Source organism: Bradyrhizobium genomosp. III (assembly GCF_000261705.1).
In the GTDB taxonomy this organism is placed as follows: domain Bacteria; phylum Pseudomonadota; class Alphaproteobacteria; order Rhizobiales; family Xanthobacteraceae; genus Bradyrhizobium; species Bradyrhizobium ottawaense.
Map to the genome: position 1 here is coordinate 22184 of NZ_AJQF01000020.1, position 15875 is coordinate 38058.

The following is a 15875-nucleotide window of genomic DNA, read 5'->3' on the forward strand; positions in this document are numbered from 1 at the left end:
CCTCTCCGGAGCCAGCCTGCATGTCCACCGCGATCGCCCCCAGCCAACAGCCCGCAACCGCCGCCGAGACCGATCCCGAGACCCTCGGCTGGATGAAGGGCTTTCCGCCGGCGCCGGATCGCACCATCACCTTCCAGGACGGCTCGTTCCGCAGCTTTCCCGAGTTGCGCTGGGCGTGGAGCAATGTCCGGCAGCTGGTGCCGACGGTGAACGTCTGGCGCGGGGCAGGGCCGGCCTCGCTGCTGCCGCGCGAGGACCGTGACATCGGCGCGGTCGCCTCGACCACGATGGACGGCCGGCCCATGACCTTCGCAAAGATGCTGGAGGAGACCTATGCGGACGGCATCGCCGTGCTGCATCGGGGCAAGCTGATCTATGAGCGCTATTTCGGCGCGTTGAAGCCGCACAAGCCGCATATCGGGATGTCGGTGACGAAGTCGTTCACCGGTGTGCTCGCCGGCATCCTTGTCAGCGAGGGCGAGATCGATCCGCAGGCGCCCGTCACGGACTACGTGCCGGAGCTGAAGGCCAGCGCGTTCGGGGACGCGCGTGTGCACGAGGTCATGGATATGACCACGGGCCTCGCATACACCGAGGTCTACACCGACAAGAATTCCGCCGTGTGGGGATTGCGGCGCGCCAACGGCATGGCGCCGATCGAGCCCGATTATGACGGCCCGACCACCATTTTCGATTTCCTGATGGCGCAGAAGAAGCAGGGCGAGCACGGCAAGGTCTTTGCGTACAAGACCGTCAACACCGACGTGCTGGCCTGGATCATCAGGCGCGCCAGCGGCATGACGCTGTCCGATCTTCTGTCGGAGCGCATCTGGATTCCCATGGGTGCGGAGGAGGACGCGTATTATCACGTCGACCGCATCGGCACCGAGAGCGGCGGTGGCGGTCTTTCCACGACACTGCGCGATCTTGCCCGCTTCGGCGAGACCATGCGCAACCATGGCCGCTTCAACGGTCGCCAGATCGTGCCATCATCCGTGGTCGAGGACATCGCGCGCGGCGGCGACCCCGAAAAGTTCAAGCCCGCCGGCTACACCACCTTGCCCGGCGCCTCCTACCGCAACCAATGGTGGGTCAGCCACAACGCCCACGGCGCCTACATGGCGCGCGGCGTCTACGGCCAGGGCATCTATGTCGATCCGAAGGCCGAGATGGTGATCGCGCGCTACGCCTCGCATCCCGTCGCGGGCAACGCCGCCAACGATCCCGTGACGCTGCCGGCCTACATGGCGCTGGCGAAGGCGCTGATGGCGGGATAGGTGCGTAGGGCGGATTAGCCGCAAGCCGTAATCCGCCGCTGCTCGTTCAAGATGGCGGATTACGCTTCGCTAATCCGCCCTACGGGCCGGCGAATGCCGCGATATCCTCTCAAACCGCAAGATCGGTCGAGCGTGTCACGGCCTTCTGCGGCTAGATGGAGCCGCCACGGAGGAGGGACGATGAAGGCGGCGCTGCAAAACTATCAGGACCGGATGCGACGGGTGCTGGATCATATCGATCGGCATCTCGACGATGATCTGGCCCTCGACGGGTTAAGCGCTATTGCCGCGTTCTCGAAGTTTCATTTCCACCGGCAATTCACCGCGACCTTCGGGTTGTCAGTGCATCGCTATGTCCAGTTGGCCCGCATGAAGCGCGCTTCACATCAGCTGGCCTACGGTAACGCCCTTGGCGTCACCGACATCGCGATGGATGCCGGTTACGCTACGCCTGACGCCTTCGCCCGCGCCTTTCGGCAACGGTTCGGGCAATCGCCGTCGTCGTTCCGGAAGTCTCCCGACTGGGAGCCGTGGCTTGCGGCCTTCGGGCCTCTCGATAACGCGAGGAACAAGCTCATGAAGACGTTTAGCAGTGACGACGTGACGATCCGCGATGTGCCCACCACGAAAGTGGCGATCATGGAGCATCGGGGCGACCCGGCGACGCTTGGCGCCACCATCCAGCGCTTCATCGCCTGGCGCAAGACAGCCGGCCTGCATCCCCGGACAAGTCCGACTTTCAATGTCTGGCGTTCCGAGCGGCGTCCTTCATCGCCTGCCGATTACAGCGTGGACCTTTGTGTCGGCGCCGAGCAGTCGATCGAGGCGAATGGCGAAGAGATCAAGGCCGGCGAGATCCCCGGCGGACGCTGCGCCGTGCTGCGAATCGTCGGCTACACCGACAATATGGAGCCCGCCGCGCTCTATCTCTATCGCGACTGGCTTCCGGCCAGCGGCGAGGAGGCACGCGACTTCCCGATCTATTGCCAACGGCTGAGCTTCTTCCCGGAAGTGCCCGAGCACGAGACGGTCGCGGATTTGTTTTTGCCGCTGAAATGATTGCCTAAGGTGGATTATGCCCGCGGCTGCGCGAAGCGCAGTCGCGGCCAACCCGTCCTACATATTCCGCGACATCTTCTCGAACTTCTTCACCAGCCGCTCGCGCTTCAGCCGCGACAGCCGCTGGATCCAGAACATGCCGTCGAGCTGGTCGATCTCGTGCTGATGGCAGACGGCGCGCAAATTTGCAGAACATTAGAGATCCAAGAAACTGCTACCTAGACCAGAAAACCAAACCTCAATGTCGATGTATGAGTCGTCGCTAACGGCAGTGAGGGATGGAAGAAACATTTTATCGCCCACATGTTCACCCAACGCGCGATAGGCTTCGAACTGAACCTCCGTAAAAAACTGGTTAGCAGTAGTATGATGCGGAAATGAAGGCTCGTCGAACTTAAGTCGCCGGATGAATTCTCCCTCGTTCCCGGTGAGCGAAAGTTTGAGGTAGATAAGGTACCCGATTTCCTCCTGCCGATCGTGCTGTTCAAGGGGATATCGAATGCGACAGAAGCGGAAATGAGATCGACTAAGGCCCTCGCTTCCTAATCTTAGATCGTCAAGATTGGCTTCAATTGTAATTCCGAAGTCGATGTAAGCGAGACGTTGCAGATTGGTCAGGCCGTGAAACGTCATCATTTCGTCGTGTTCACCGTCAACGGCAACGATGAAACGACATCGACGACGTAGCAGTTCATAGACGCCAAGATTTTCGATGTGACCCCCGTCAGAGATTTGAAGATACGGCTTGGTTTCGTCGGCCGTCGCCAGGAGTTCCTGAAGAAGATACCTGCCATTTGGCCGCAGTCCAGTTTGGTTCGTTGCTTTCGGATTCTTCAACCAGGCGCCCAACCGCAAATTCAAGACGGTCAGCCAAAAGCTGCTATAGCGACTCGTTTTTAGTCCCATCTGAGGGGAAATGGCGGCTCCCGATAGCGCCATCGCGGTTGCCAGGTCGAGCGACGGATTTGCTTGCTCCCAATCGGCCGTTGCCGAATGGCCAATGAGTGCGGCGCCAGCAGATACAGGCGTAAAGGACATCACATCCGCATTGCGTCCCCGCGTTCTTGAGTTTGTTGAGCCGGGAACGTTGAGCGCGCAATTTAAGATCGGGAAGAGCGTCGGAGTGTGAGCAATTGCACTGAGCTTGATAGGCGGTACTTCACGACAATCTGCGTTGAAGAGAAATGCTTGGGCCAATTTTGCACGATAATAGTTGTGCAACGATGTAGAGTTGACGTCCAATGCTGCGCAGAGCGTTATCCCGAGTGCGACGATGAAGAACACGAAGCATGCGGCGAGAATGGTGCCCGCAATCTGAAACTGGTGGTAGGCGATGGCTTCTGCGAGTGTCAGTGCGATAACGCTGAAAGCAAAAAGAATGATCGGTCGAGAAAGTGCAATACGGGTAAAGGCTGCCGCAACGACAACAAGTAGTGAAGCGAAAACGGTCCATGCCACGATTAGCTGTGCGATGGCAGGTTGTCGATCGGAGCCAAATATCGTTAGTAGGGCTTCAAAGAGACTATGAACGGTACCTAATGCGACCCACACCGGTGGGACGAGAAGGGCCGCTCCAACAGAGGCCATCCAACGCGCTTCGCTCGCTAGGGCCCGTCCTCGCCAACCTCGGATAAGCGGTATTCCAAGAAATAGCGCGCTAAGTGCGATCGAAGAATACAGAGCTAATTTGTTCCAAGCTGAGTCCGGTATCAAAAAGCGAAACAAGTAGTCGACGAAAGCGATCATCGAGATAAATGACAGGACGATGAAGAGATTTATGAATATACCCTGGGCCTGCGCTATGCCCAACGTGAAGCGTTCCCAAGCGAGAGCCGAAAGATAGTTTGCCCCTTGCCGGAAACGCTGAAGAATTTCGGACTCGCCTTCGTTTCGCTTGAAAGGCAGTTCGGTCCTCCGAAGCCCCAAGTTGCTTTTCGAATCGTTTGCTCCAAGCAATTGAGTTATGAGCGAACCCGCATAACCGCCACCAGAGACTGTCGAAAGATAATCGAATTGTTGAAGGAGGCCTCTCTTTGAGAGGGCAACCATGACACCCATTGCAAAGGTTGCGCTTCTGATACCCCCGCCAGAAAGCGCCAGGCCCGCGGCCCACTCCCTAGAGCCGATCTCATAGTGTTGTCTTCGATCCTTAACTCTGTGTTCCTCCTCCATGCTCAATTCAGAGCGGCCAGGTTGCTGCGTTTCCCCCATCGGTCGCCATGTGACTCCACGAGCCATTTCACCCTGAATAGTCTGGGCGAACTCGCGACTAGCAATGGAAGCCGGAAATCCCCTACGATCTCGGATGAGGTCTAATATCCTATCAAGCGAGATTAGCCGCATTTGCAGCGCCTGAAGTTCGGCTCGGAAGACGTCGCTATTGTCTAGAGCTGACAGTTCTCCGGCGGCGCTTCTGGCGTGCCATTTTGCTGTGAATGGTCTGACGTAAGTGTTCAGGACGTGCCACACGACAACTTCAAAAGTCTGACAGTCTGGCTCTCTTTGCGTCAGTGCCCTGGCAATTCCAAAGAGTTCGAAGACACTCGACAATGCGCGCTGCTCTACACCGCTAGAATAGCCCAACGGTTGGGTAGCTACGCGCGAGATGAGTTCAACATGGAAGGCGTGCGCAGCAAATTTGTCGGCATCAGACGGGCTCCAAGTCCAATCGCCAAATCGGTCTAAGAACGCCGGATCTACGATAGCGCTTGAATTGTCGCTGAATCCAACGAGACGATCCCGCCAGGTGCCATTGGAAGTCGATGTACCCAATCTAGGCGCTCCCACATGAGAAATCTTGAGATGACTTCGGATACGTTCGACCGCGCGCAATGGCTGAAGCAATACTATTTCCTACGCGCCGCGTTTTCCCTCGCCTGGGTCATTGCGGCCTTCGCCATCGCGCCGTCATCTGCGATGATCGCGGCAATGTTGCTGATCGCCTATCCGGCATGGGACGCCGCGGCGAACTATCTTGACGCGCTCTGCAGCGGCGGATTGAACCAGAACCGCACCCAGGCACTGAACGTGCTGGTCAGCCTGGCGACCACCATCGCGGTCATCCTGGCCTTGCGGGTGAGCATGAACTGGGTGCTCGGGATCTTCGGCGCGTGGGCGATCCTTGCCGGATTGCTTCAACTCGGAACGGCGGTCCGACGCTGGAGGAGCTACGGCGCGCAATGGGCCATGGTGCTCAGCGGAGGCCAGTCGGCGCTGGCGGGCGGCTTCTTCATCTTTCAGGCTACGATGCCCGCAATCCCGTCGATCGCGAACGTCGCGGGCTACGCTGCGGTCGGCGCGCTGTACTTCCTGGTCTCGGCGGTCTGGCTCACCGTCGGCACGTGGCGCCGTGGCGCGGCGCTGTGAGACGGGCGCCTCCGGCAACGCATCTTGTCGTCTGTCGGTGGCAGACGTTCGATGGTGATGAGATCAAGTTCGGCGGGATGATGCCATCGTGCCGGTGTTTTGCCTGACAGGTCAAATCGCGCGTCATTCCGCAAATCGCAGGCCTCGTAAGTCCTTGATCCGGCAGCGCCCGGCTACTGTGCATGGGGTTGTTTTCGACTTTTTTGTTGGCTGGTCACGAACCCGTGCGGCAAAAATGAGGTGAGCCATGTCGGCCGGCGCAGTTCCCATTCGTCTTCCACGTGAGACAGACCTGACGGGAGACCGAAATGACTTCTTCCAACTATCGCTGGGTGATCGTCGCCGCCGGCGGCCTGCTCGGCTGCGTCGCGATCGGCGGCATGTTTTCGCTGCCGGTGTTCCTGCAGCCGATCGCCAAGGACACCGGCTGGGCCGTGGCCGGCATCTCCAGCGCGATGACGATCGGCTTTCTGGCGATGGCCTGCACCAGCATGGTCTGGGGCACACTGTCCGACCGGTTCGGGCCGCTGCCGGTGGTGCTGACGGGATCGACGGTACTGGCGCTCAGCCTGTTCACGGCGAGCCATGCGACCTCCCTGATCGTGTTCCAGCTCGTGTTCGGCCTTCTGGTCGGCGCCTCCTGTGCGGCGATCTTCGCGCCGATGATGGCGACCGTGACTGGCTGGGTCGATACCCATCGCAGCCTTGCCGTGTCGCTGGTGTCGGCCGGCATGGGCGTGGCGCCGATGACGATGGCGCCGCTCGCGGCCTGGCTCGTCTCGAACCATGACTGGCGCACCTCGATGCAGATCATCGCGCTCGTCGTCGGCGCCATCATGATCCCAGTCTCGTTCCTGGTGCGCCGCCCGCCAGCGCTCGCCAATGCGGCGGTCGTACCAACGGGCGAGGGGGCCGCGCAGAGCGAGATGTCGATGGGCGAGGCGCTGCGCTCGCCGCAATTCCTCATCCTGCTCGCGACCAATTTCTTCTGCTGCGCCACCCATTCCGGTCCAATCATCCACACCGTCAGCTATGCCGTGAGCTGCGGCATCCCGCTGGTCGCGGCGGTGACGATCTACAGCATCGAGGGTTTTGCCGGTCTCGGCGGGCGCATCGCCTTCGGCCTGATGGGCGACCGTTTCGGGGCCAAGCGCGTGCTGGTCTCAGGGCTGCTGCTCCAGGCGTTCGGCGCGCTCGCCTACGTCTTCGCCCATCAGCTCGCGACCTTCTACGCCGTCGGCGCGGTGTTCGGCTTCATCTATGCCGGCACCATGCCGCTCTACGCCGTGCTGATACGCGAGAACTTTCCGCTGCGGATGATGGGCACGGTGATCGGCGGCACGGCGATGGCCGGCAGCCTCGGCATGGCGACGGGCCCGCTCGCCGGCGGCCTGATCTACGACGCCTTCTCCAGCTACGCCTGGCTCTACATCGCTTCCTGGGCGATGGGCTTGGGTGCCTTCCTGATGGCGATGAATTTCAGGCCGTTTGCGAAGCCGCAAGGCGAGGTGGCGCCGGCGGCGGCGTAGGTTCGACATCGAGGCGCAAGGTCAGAGCTGCGCCTCGATCGCGGTCTTGTCGATCACCGACCAGACCTGCCGGATCTTGTCGTTGCCGAATTCGTAGAACACGTTCTCGCAAAACGACACGCGCCTTCCGTTGACGGCAAGCCCAAGGAACGTCCCGACCGGCGTGCAATCGAACTTCAGTCGTGCCGCGATGCGCGGTGGATCGATGATGAGCATCTCGATGTGGAATTGCAGGTCGGGTATCTCCCGAAAATCCTGCTCCAGCATCGCGCGGTAGCCGGACAGGCCGAGCGGACGGGCATTGCGGGCGACCTCATCATGCACGAACTGGCCGAGCGCCGGCCAATCCTGCCGGTTCAGGCAGGCGATGTAGGCACGGTAGATGCCGGCGAGCTCTTCTTTCTCCATACCGGCTCCTTCCGGTTCACGCGCGCCGCGGCAGATGCTCGATCAGCGCGCGCAGCTTCGGTGCGACGTTGCGGCGGCTCGGGTAGTAGAGATAGAATCCGGCGAAGCAGGGGCAATAGTCCTCCAGGATCGGCACCAGCTCGCCGCGCGCGATCGCGGGGCGAAAGCTCGCCTCCATGCCGAAGGTGATGCCGGCTCCGGCCACCGCCAGCTTGATCATCAGCGCCATGTCGTTGGTCGTGATCTCGGGCGCGACCGCGACGCTGAATTCTTTGCCGCCGTCGGCAAACTCCCAACGATAGGGGACAACGTTCGGCGCCGGACGCCAGCCGATACAGCGAAAGGACGCAAGCTCGGACGGATGCGAGGGCACGCCGAAGCGGTCGCGGAAATTCGGCGCGCAGACGGCGAGCTGGCGTTCCTCTCCGGCGATCGGCACCGCAATCATGTCCTGCTCGATGACCTCGCCAAGGCGGACGCCGGCGTCATAGCCGGCGGCGACGATGTCGAATTCCGCATCCGTCACGGTGATGTCGAGCTGCACCTCCGGGTTCGCGTCGGCGAAGTCCGCAAGAAAGCGCCCCGAGAGAAAATGCTCGGCGATCGAGGAGACGGCGAGGCGTAGCAAACCGCGCGGCCGCCCACGTAGTGCCTCGGTGCCGTCGAGCGCGGCGCGCATGTCCGCGATCGCAGGCGCGACCTCCGCATGCAGCCGCTCGCCGGCTTCGGTCAGGCTGACGCTGCGGGTGGTGCGCTGGACCAGCGCGATGCCGAGCGTTTCCTCCAGCCGCCGGATTGTCTGGCTCACCGCCGAGCGGGTTACGCCGAGACGGTCGGCGGCGGCGCGGAAATTCCGCTCTTCGGCGACCAGCGCAAAGACGGCGAGGGCGTTGAGGTCTGGTTCCATCGGTTAGCGTAGCTTGTCAGTGTGGTTAGGGATCGTCGTCTTATCACAGCGATGGCGCCGGTCCATCTTCCCGCAATCACTCCGAAAGCAACGGGAAGAACCCTCATGCCAATCGACAAAGTCATTCTCATCACCGGCGCCTCCAGCGGTATCGGCGCCGGCATTGCCCGCGAGCTGGCCGCGGCCGGCGCGAAGATTCTGCTCGGCGCGCGGCGCACCGACCGTCTGAATGCGCTTGCGGCCGAGTTGAACGGGCGGGGCGGAACGGTGCTCGCGCATCCACTCGACGTCACCGACCGCGCCAGCGTTGCCGCCTTTGCCGACGCAGCGCGCGGGGTCTGGGGCCGCGTCGACGTCATCGTCAACAATGCCGGCGTGATGCCGCTGTCGCTGATGGCCTCGCTCAAGGTCGAGGAGTGGGACCGGATGGTCGACGTCAACATCAAGGGCGTGCTCTACGGCATCGCCGCCGTGCTGCCGGAGATGGTGGCGCGCGGGTCCGGCCAGATCGTCAACATCGCCTCGATCGGCGCGCTGAGCGTGTCGCCGACGGCAGCCGTCTACTGCGCCACGAAATATGCGGTGCGGGCGATCTCGGATGGCCTGCGCCAGGAGCACGACAATATCCGCGTCACCTGCATCCATCCCGGCGTGGTCGAAAGCGAGCTTGCCGGCACTATCACCGATCCCGTGGCCGCCGAGGCGATGAAGGCGTATCGGGCGATTGCGCTTCAGCCAGACGCCATCGCCCGCGCGGTGCGCTTCGCCATCGAGCAGCCCGATGACGTCGACGTCAACGAGATCGTCGTGCGGCCGACGCGGACGAGGTGACGATACCCATCCGCATCAGATGCGCTTCTCGAAAAACAGGTCCGGGTAGGGATCGTCATTGTAGCGTGGGATCTCGCGCCAGCCCGTTGTGCGGTAGAGCTGGCCGGCTTCGGGCAGCGCGCTGTTGGTGTCGAGCCGCAGCAGCGTGATGCCGAGTTCGCGTGCGGCGCTCTCGGCCCCGTCCATCAGGCGCCGGCCGAGCCGCAATCCGCGCGCGGCGGGCGCGACCCACAGCCGCTTGATCTCGGCATAGCCGTGATCGGTTCCCTTCAGGCCGACGCAGCCGATCGGCAGCGTGTCCGACATCGCGACGATGAAGCTGCCGCGCGGGCGGCGCATGTCCTTGGCGTCGGGGTCGCGCGACAGCGAAACGTCGAAGCCCTGCTTGAAGCGGCGGCCGAGCTCGGCATAATACTCGCCGAGGCAGTAACGCGCTTGCTCGCTTTGCGGATCCATCTCCTCCAGCGCAACACGCTCGCGCGTCAATGCGGACGCGATCAGGTCCATCGCCGCCAGCATCGTCTCGGCCTGCGAATGCTGCGCGAGCAAGCCCTCGGCCTGCGTGTTCGACAGCGCCTCATAGGCTGCGAACTCGCGCCGGCCCGCACGCGTCAATGTCGCGACCCGGCGGCGGGCATCGTCCTCATGCGCGGCGGTCTCGACCAGGCCGTCCTCTTCCAGGCTGCGCAGCAGCCGGCTCATCAAACCGGAATCGAGGCCGAGATAGTCGCGGATATCGGCCACGTCCGAACGCCCGTGCCCGATCGCATTGAGCACGCGCGCCGCGCCGAGCGGGCGGCCGCGCCCAAGAAAAGAGGTATCGAGCGCGCCGACGGCGGAGGTGACGGCACGGTTGAAACGACGAACGCGGGAAACGGGGTCGAGCACGATGTCTGACTTTAGTCAGATATCGTGGTCTGTCAATCGGGCGGGAGCTGATCGGGCTGGATGCTAGGTTTCCGGGCGGATCAGCTTGATGTCCTGGTCGGCGGCCCATCCGGCAACATCCTCGCGCTTCAGGGCGGTTGCCATCAGATCCGGGAACTGATCCGGCGTGCAGGCGAACACGGGAATGCCGAGACTTGCGACCTTCGCAGACAGCGCGGGATTATAAGAGGGGTGGCCGGTGTCGGTCAGCGCCAGCAGGACGATCACGTTGATGCCGCGCGTCGCGAGCCGCGCCAGCCGGTCGACCAGCGCGTCCGCATCGCCGCCCTCATAGAGGTCGGTGATCAGGATCAGATGCGCTTTCGCCGGCCGTTCGATGCGTTCCTCGCAATAGGCGACGGCGCGGTTGATGTCGGTGCCGCCGCCGAGCTGGACGCCGAACAGCACCTCGACGGGATCGGCGAGCTCTTCGGTCAGGTCGACGATCGCGGTGTCGAAACAGATGAGCTTGGTTGTGACCACCGGCAGCGAGGCCATCACCGCCGCAAAGATCGAGGCATAGACGACGGAGGTTGCCATCGACCCCGACTGGTCGACGCACAGAGTAACCTCTTCGAGATCGACGATGCGACGCTGCTGGCGCAGGAAGCCGATCAGCCGTTCGGGCACCACGGTGCGGTGCTCGGCCTGGTAGTGGCGCAGATTGGCCTTGATGGTGCGCGGCCAGTCGATGTCGGCAAAGCGCGGGCGATGGGTGCGCAGCGAGCGGTTCAAGGCGCCGCGGACCGCGTCCGCGGTGCGCCGCTCGAGCCGTTCCATCAGCTCGGCCACCACCTTGGCGATGACGATGCGGGCGGTGTCCTTGGTCTTCTCCGGCATCACGCCGCGCAGTGCGACGAGATCGGCGATCAGGCTCACATCCGCCTCGACGGTCGCAAGGAATTCAGGCTCGAGCAGCATCTGGCGCAGGCCCTTGCGCTCGAAGGCATCTTTCTGGACCACCTGCACCACGGGCGCGGGGAAGAACTCCCTGATGTCGCCGAGCCATTTTGCGACGCGCGGCGCCGAGCCGCCGAGCCCGCCGCGGCCCTTCCTCGGCGCCTCGTCGCCGTCGCCATAGAGCGCCGTCAGCGCCTCGGACATGCGGCGATCGCTGGCGGACAGGGCGGGGCCGTTCTCGGCGCCTTCCGCGTCGACGCCGAGGGCGAGCGTCCAGCGGCGGCTGCGTTCATCGGCTTCGCTCATCGCGCAGCTCCCGAGGTGAGAAGTTCGAGCACGCGGGCCTGATGCGCGGGCCAGATCTCGCCTGCGCCGGCGAGCAGCCGATACCCTTTGGCGGCATCGGTGCTGCGCGCGAACAGCGCGTCCATCAATCGCCTGCGCTCGGTTCGGTCCAGCGCCGAGAAGACGCGGCGGAACAGCGGCAGGCTCGCGGTGAAGGCATCCTCGTCCAGCGTCATCAACCAGGCGTCGACGGCGCCGCGCAGCGTTGCATCGTGGATCAGCCGCTGGCCGGCGCCCTCGAAGAAGCCTTCAAAGAAGCCGGCGGCTTCCGCCACGGGTGTGCCGGGCGAGAGCATCCGCGTCAGCAGGTCTGCCGCGTGATCGGCGGTCAAGAGCTCGGCCTCGTAGAGCAGCCGGGCCGCGGTGCCGGCGATCAACCGGGTCGCCTGATCATCGTTCAGCAGCGCGCTCAGCGCATCGCGCCAGCTGGCGACGATTTCGGGCTCGATCTGGGCAAGCTGGATCGCGGCGTCGGCTGCGAGCAGCGCGCCGCGCAGCTTGGCCGCCGCGGGTCCATCCAGATTGCGCGCGGCATAGGGCAAAGCGAGTGCGGCCTGCACCACGATGCGCGGCATCAGCGCCGCCAGATGCTCGACCGTGCCGGCGCGCGCCTCGCCATAGCGCAGGATGTCGGCCATCGGCGGCAACGCACCAAGCAGAGACTGTCCGTCGCTGGTCAGCGCCGCCTTGGTCTCCAGCGCCGCGATGCCGAACGCGGTGGCACGGGACAGGTCGGCGATCATGGCGTTGCGCACCAGCGTCGCGAGCGGAGCCAGCTCGGCTTCCTTGCTCATCGCTTCGATCAGGCGTCCGCCGGCAGCCTCGGCGATGGTCGAACCGTGGAGCAGATTCTCCACGAGCCTGACTGCGAATTCCGGCTCCCAGCGCAACTGCCAGTTCTCGCGAAACGTACCGCGGCTGCGGCCCGCATCGGTCAGCCGTCCCCAGGGCACGTCGAGCGCGTTCAGCCGGTGCAGCAGCGTGGAGCGCATCAGCCCGCTTTCGCTGCGCAGATCGAGCGTCAGCGGCCGATCGAGCGCCTCCGGCTTGAGCCGCGTCGCCTTCTGCTGCCGCTGGAGATCTTCGAGCAGCGGCGCGAGCGGTGTTGTCGCTGGAATCGCGCCGACACCTGCGCCGATCAGCAGCTCGGCCGAAATGTCGTCCCACATGGCGCGTTCGCCGTTGCAGAGGCAGGCGATCGCCGCCTCGCGCAGCTCCGCGAAACCCGGCGCGGGGCGGCCGCGCAGCGCCGCAAGCGCCGTGCCCAGCCGCTGCGCCTCGATGACCGAGGCGGTCGAGACGAAATGGCCGCGATCGCGCAGCACGCGGGTCGCCTTGGCAAGCCACTCCGCGGCACGATCGCGCTCGCGCGTGTCCCAGACATGAGCGCACCATCCCGGCGCCACCACGCCCGCGCCATAGCCGCTCGCGCGCGCCAGACGCGGCGCGGTCCAGGGCGCCCAGGTCGCCTTGATCTTCGTCTTCGGCCGGCCCTTGAGCAATTCGCGATCCGCAGCAAGGCTGCGACGCTCGGCGAGTGCCGGCACGTGCCAGGCGCCGCAGACGACCGCGATGGCGCCATCGTGGTCCTTTGCCGCCTTCGCGATCTCGATCCGCATATGCGCCTCGCGCGCGGCCTCGCGGGCCGATAGCGATTTCTCGTCTGCGCGCAGCGCCGTCATCGCATCGGCAACGGCGGCGAAGATCGGGCCCGTTGCAGGGTTTTCCTCGATGACGTCGGACCACCAGGACTCGCCGTCGTCATAGCCTGCGGCGGTGGCGAGCGCCCCGATCGGGTCGTGGCTGACTGGATCGGCCTCCGCCCTTGCAGCAATCTCCTCCGCAATGTCGCCGTCGGTGGCACCCAGCCGGTCCGATGCCGGCAGGTCGATGAAGCGCAGGGTCGCGCCGTGGCGCACCGCCCAGCGTGCGGCCTGGTATTCCGGCGAATAGTCGGCGAAGGGGAAGAAGCTGGCGTTGGCCGGATTGTCCTCGGCGTAGGTGAGCAGCGCCACCGGCGTCACCATGTCGGGATCGGCGAGCATGGGTAGTAGCTCCGATGCATCCGCCGGGCCCTCGATCAGCACCGCGACCGGCTTCAGCGCGTCGAGCGCTTCCACCAGCCGCCGCGCGGAGCCGGGACCGTGATGCCGGATGCCGAAGAGGGAGACCTGGTCTGCCATCGCTCGCGCCGCGCTGTCAGATCCGGTCGGTCAGCGAAGCATAGTAGCCTTCGAAGCCACGCCGCTTCTTCAGCACGGTCTCGAGATACTCGCCGAGCACGGCCGTATCCTGCACCGGATCCTTCACGACGGCGCCGATCATGTTGCTGGCGAGTGTTTCCGGCGTCAGCTTGCCGTCGTTGAAGAAGGTCGCCTGGCTGATGCCGCCGATCATCACCGCGATCGCTTCGGCTGTCGACAGCCCGCCCGAGGGCGACTTCAGCGCGATCTTGCCGTCCTCGGTCGAGCCCGAGCGCAGCTCACGGAAGATCGAAACGACGCGCGCGACCTCGTCGGCGACGTTCTTCGGTGCCGGCAAATCGAGATTCTCAGCCATCTCGCCGACACGCTTGACGATGATCGCCACTTCCTCCTCGGCGCTGTCGGGCAGGGGCAGCACGACGACGTTGAAGCGGCGCTTGAGCGCGGACGACAATTCGTTGACGCCCTTGTCGCGGTTGTTGGCGGTGGCGATGATGTTGAAGCCGCGCTGGGCATAGACGGCAGTGTTGAGCTCAGGAACCGGCATCATCTTTTCCGACAGCACCGTGATCAGCGTGTCCTGCACATCGCTGCCCATCCGCGTCAGTTCCTCGAAACGGCAGAGCTTGCCGCCCTCCATCGCACGCATCAGCGGCGTAGGGACCAGCGCTTCGCGGCTCGGCCCGTGCGCGAGCAATTGGGCATAGTTCCAGCCGTAGCGGATCTGGTTCTCGTCGGTCCCGGCCGTGCACTGGATCACGAGTGTGGAGTCGCCGGTGATGCCCGCGGCGAGGTGCTCGGAGACCCACGATTTGGCGGTGCCGGGCACGCCCAGCAGCAATAATGCGCGATCGGTCGCAAGGGTTGCAACGGCGGTCTCGATCAGCCGCTTGTCTCCGACATATTTCGGCGTGATCACGCTCCCGTCGGCAGCCTTTCCGCCCATCAGGTAAGTCACCACTTGCCGCGGCGAGAGCGCCCAGCCCGGCGGACGATGCCCGTCGCCCGCGGCAAGCGCCTTCAATTCGGCGGCATAGCTGTCCTCGGCGGGCAAGCGCAGTTTCTCGCTCATGGTTTCGCTCCATTGTCGTCCAACGCGGCGTTGAGCCGCAGCATGTCGAGGCGCGGGTCTCCTTGCAGGAGGCCCGCAGCCGTCAGTCGTTGCAGTGATTGTCGCGCGCCGTCTCGCGAGGCGAGAAGGCCGAGCGCGTGAAGCTCCGGGACCTGATCGCCGGGCCTCGCGTCATCGCGATGAAGCGCGGCGAGCAGGGTCTTGCCGGCGGGCGCGGAGAGCGGATCGTCCAGCCGTGCCGCTGCGCCTGCGAGTTGTCGGGCCAGTTCGAAGCTGATGCCGTGGGTGCGCAGCGCCGCCTCGGCATGCCCTGTGCGTTCGGCGGGCGCAAGGCGTGGCGCGAGCGCGGCAACGAGGCCAGTGGCATCACGTTCACCGACGGCATCCGCCGCTTGCGCGACCAGCGCATCCGTCCCGGTCGCGACGATCAGGTTGATCAATGACATGTCGGCGGCGTGGTCCAGGTTCCAGTCCCAGGCGGCGATCAGCTCCTGCGGCGCAAGCCCCAGCGCTGAGGAAAACGAGGCGAGGTCGGCGCCGTCGAACAGCGCCTTGCGGCGTTGCACTTGCGCCGGCGTCTTGAGTGGTTCGGCCTGGACCACGCGCGAGCGGCGTAGCAGCCCCTTGGTCTTGACCGAAAAGAAGCCGGCAAGTTCGGCGACGTCCTCGCCGGCCGCAGGGCCTCGGCCAAGACGCGCGAGCAGCGAGGCCGCAAGCGCCTTGACCTTGGGGGCGCGATCGTCGGCCGCGATGCGTTCGAGAAAAGGGATGTCGTCGTCGGAAAGCCGCTCCGACAGCAGCAACAGCAGGCGCAAACGTGCGTCGGCAGTCTCGCTCGCGAGCTTGGCCTCGAGCACCGCGCGTGCGGCGGACGGGTCGCGCCGCCTGAGTTCGGTCAGTGCCGCCTTGCGCGCAGCGGGCCAGAAATCGTCCCAGTTCTCGGCCGTGAGGCTGTCGTTGGTTTGCCGGGCGGCGCCGTCGGAGTCCGCAATCGTCGCCCAGTCGCGCCAGCTGGCATAGACGTCCGGCGGGTCGTCATCGTCGGCTGCC

The 15875-nt window shown here is 64.3% G+C and carries 13 protein-coding genes and 1 pseudogene; 5 read left to right on the top strand and 9 right to left on the bottom strand.

The features are described from left to right. Window positions 1–20 precede the first annotated feature (20 nt). Window positions 21–1277: a serine hydrolase domain-containing protein gene (locus IC66_RS0101720; RefSeq protein WP_038946459.1), complete on the top strand. Its 1257-nt coding sequence runs from the start codon at window positions 21–23 to the stop codon at window positions 1275–1277. 180 nt (window positions 1278–1457) lie between these two features. Next, window positions 1458–2336, top strand: a complete 879-nt coding sequence (locus IC66_RS0101725) for an AraC family transcriptional regulator (RefSeq protein WP_038946460.1) — start codon at window positions 1458–1460, stop codon at window positions 2334–2336. A gap of 57 nt (window positions 2337–2393) precedes the next feature. Here the strand turns inward: IC66_RS0101725 and IC66_RS43090 are convergent. Together IC66_RS43090 and IC66_RS0101735 are read right to left on the bottom strand one after the other, a co-directional pair. Beyond that, window positions 2394–2528: pseudogene (locus IC66_RS43090) on the bottom strand (peptide deformylase); the annotation flags it as partial. Window positions 2529–2531: 3 nt separating this feature from the next. Next, a complete protein-coding gene (locus tag IC66_RS0101735; RefSeq protein ID WP_244429072.1) occupies window positions 2532–5108 on the bottom strand; it encodes a patatin-like phospholipase family protein in 2577 nt (858 codons plus the stop codon). A gap of 15 nt (window positions 5109–5123) precedes the next feature. Here IC66_RS0101735 and IC66_RS0101740 point away from each other — a divergent pair, with 15 nt between their 5' ends. Together IC66_RS0101740 and IC66_RS0101745 are read left to right on the top strand one after the other, a co-directional pair. Then, a complete protein-coding gene (locus tag IC66_RS0101740) occupies window positions 5124–5702 on the top strand; it encodes a hypothetical protein (protein WP_038946463.1) in 579 nt (192 codons plus the stop codon). 308 nt (window positions 5703–6010) lie between these two features. After that, on the top strand, window positions 6011–7231 hold the full coding sequence (locus tag IC66_RS0101745) for an MFS transporter (RefSeq protein WP_038946464.1): 1221 nt from the start codon (window positions 6011–6013) through the stop codon (window positions 7229–7231). Between the two features lie 21 nt (window positions 7232–7252). Here the strand turns inward: IC66_RS0101745 and IC66_RS0101750 are convergent, their stop codons facing one another. Together IC66_RS0101750 and IC66_RS0101755 are read right to left on the bottom strand one after the other, a co-directional pair. Next, window positions 7253–7639, bottom strand: a complete 387-nt coding sequence (locus tag IC66_RS0101750) for an ester cyclase (protein WP_038946465.1) — start codon at window positions 7637–7639, stop codon at window positions 7253–7255. 16 nt (window positions 7640–7655) lie between these two features. Next, window positions 7656–8546 carry a LysR family transcriptional regulator gene (locus IC66_RS0101755; RefSeq protein WP_038946466.1) on the bottom strand — a complete coding sequence of 297 codons (891 nt, stop codon included), beginning with the start codon at window positions 8544–8546 and terminating at the stop codon, window positions 7656–7658. A 105-nt stretch (window positions 8547–8651) separates the two neighbouring features. Here IC66_RS0101755 and IC66_RS0101760 point away from each other — a divergent pair, with 105 nt between their 5' ends. Continuing rightward, entirely contained in the window at window positions 8652–9377 is a 726-nt protein-coding gene (locus IC66_RS0101760; RefSeq protein WP_028145085.1) for an SDR family oxidoreductase, read from the top strand. Between the two features lie 15 nt (window positions 9378–9392). On the opposite strand, the gene IC66_RS0101765 is transcribed toward IC66_RS0101760, so the two are convergent. The 5 genes from IC66_RS0101765 to IC66_RS0101785 all read right to left on the bottom strand — a co-directional run. After that, window positions 9393–10265: a bifunctional helix-turn-helix transcriptional regulator/GNAT family N-acetyltransferase gene (locus IC66_RS0101765; RefSeq protein WP_038946467.1), complete on the bottom strand. Its 873-nt coding sequence runs from the start codon at window positions 10263–10265 to the stop codon at window positions 9393–9395. 63 nt (window positions 10266–10328) lie between these two features. Further along, complete coding sequence (locus IC66_RS0101770) at window positions 10329–11510, bottom strand: VWA domain-containing protein (RefSeq protein WP_038946468.1); 1182 nt, start codon at window positions 11508–11510, stop codon at window positions 10329–10331. Then, window positions 11507–13732: a DUF5682 family protein gene (locus IC66_RS0101775; RefSeq protein WP_038946469.1), complete on the bottom strand. Its 2226-nt coding sequence runs from the start codon at window positions 13730–13732 to the stop codon at window positions 11507–11509. Before IC66_RS0101775 ends, IC66_RS0101770 begins: the two co-directional genes overlap by 4 nt. Window positions 13733–13748: 16 nt before the next feature. Further along, window positions 13749–14825, bottom strand: coding sequence for an ATP-binding protein (locus IC66_RS0101780; RefSeq protein ID WP_038946470.1), 1077 nt, complete (start codon window positions 14823–14825; stop codon window positions 13749–13751). Then, window positions 14822–15875 (bottom strand): DUF5691 domain-containing protein (locus IC66_RS0101785; RefSeq protein WP_038946471.1); only part of this gene is annotated, 1054 nt, incomplete at its 5' end. The genes IC66_RS0101780 and IC66_RS0101785, both read right to left, overlap by 4 nt.

Coding starts and splice junctions, on each gene's coding strand:
- IC66_RS0101760 (WP_028145085.1), top strand. CDS start 8,652: ATGCCAATCGACAAAGTCATTCTCATCACCGGCGCCTCCAGCGGTATC.
- IC66_RS0101780 (WP_038946470.1), bottom strand. CDS start 14,825: ATGAGCGAGAAACTGCGCTTGCCCGCCGAGGACAGCTATGCCGCCGAA.
- IC66_RS0101725 (WP_038946460.1), top strand. CDS start 1,458: ATGAAGGCGGCGCTGCAAAACTATCAGGACCGGATGCGACGGGTGCTG.
- IC66_RS0101770 (WP_038946468.1), bottom strand. CDS start 11,510: ATGAGCGAAGCCGATGAACGCAGCCGCCGCTGGACGCTCGCCCTCGGC.
- IC66_RS0101755 (WP_038946466.1), bottom strand. CDS start 8,546: ATGGAACCAGACCTCAACGCCCTCGCCGTCTTTGCGCTGGTCGCCGAA.
- IC66_RS0101720 (WP_038946459.1), top strand. CDS start 21: ATGTCCACCGCGATCGCCCCCAGCCAACAGCCCGCAACCGCCGCCGAG.
- IC66_RS0101775 (WP_038946469.1), bottom strand. CDS start 13,732: ATGGCAGACCAGGTCTCCCTCTTCGGCATCCGGCATCACGGTCCCGGC.
- IC66_RS0101740 (WP_038946463.1), top strand. CDS start 5,124: ATGAGAAATCTTGAGATGACTTCGGATACGTTCGACCGCGCGCAATGG.
- IC66_RS0101745 (WP_038946464.1), top strand. CDS start 6,011: ATGACTTCTTCCAACTATCGCTGGGTGATCGTCGCCGCCGGCGGCCTG.
- IC66_RS0101750 (WP_038946465.1), bottom strand. CDS start 7,639: ATGGAGAAAGAAGAGCTCGCCGGCATCTACCGTGCCTACATCGCCTGC.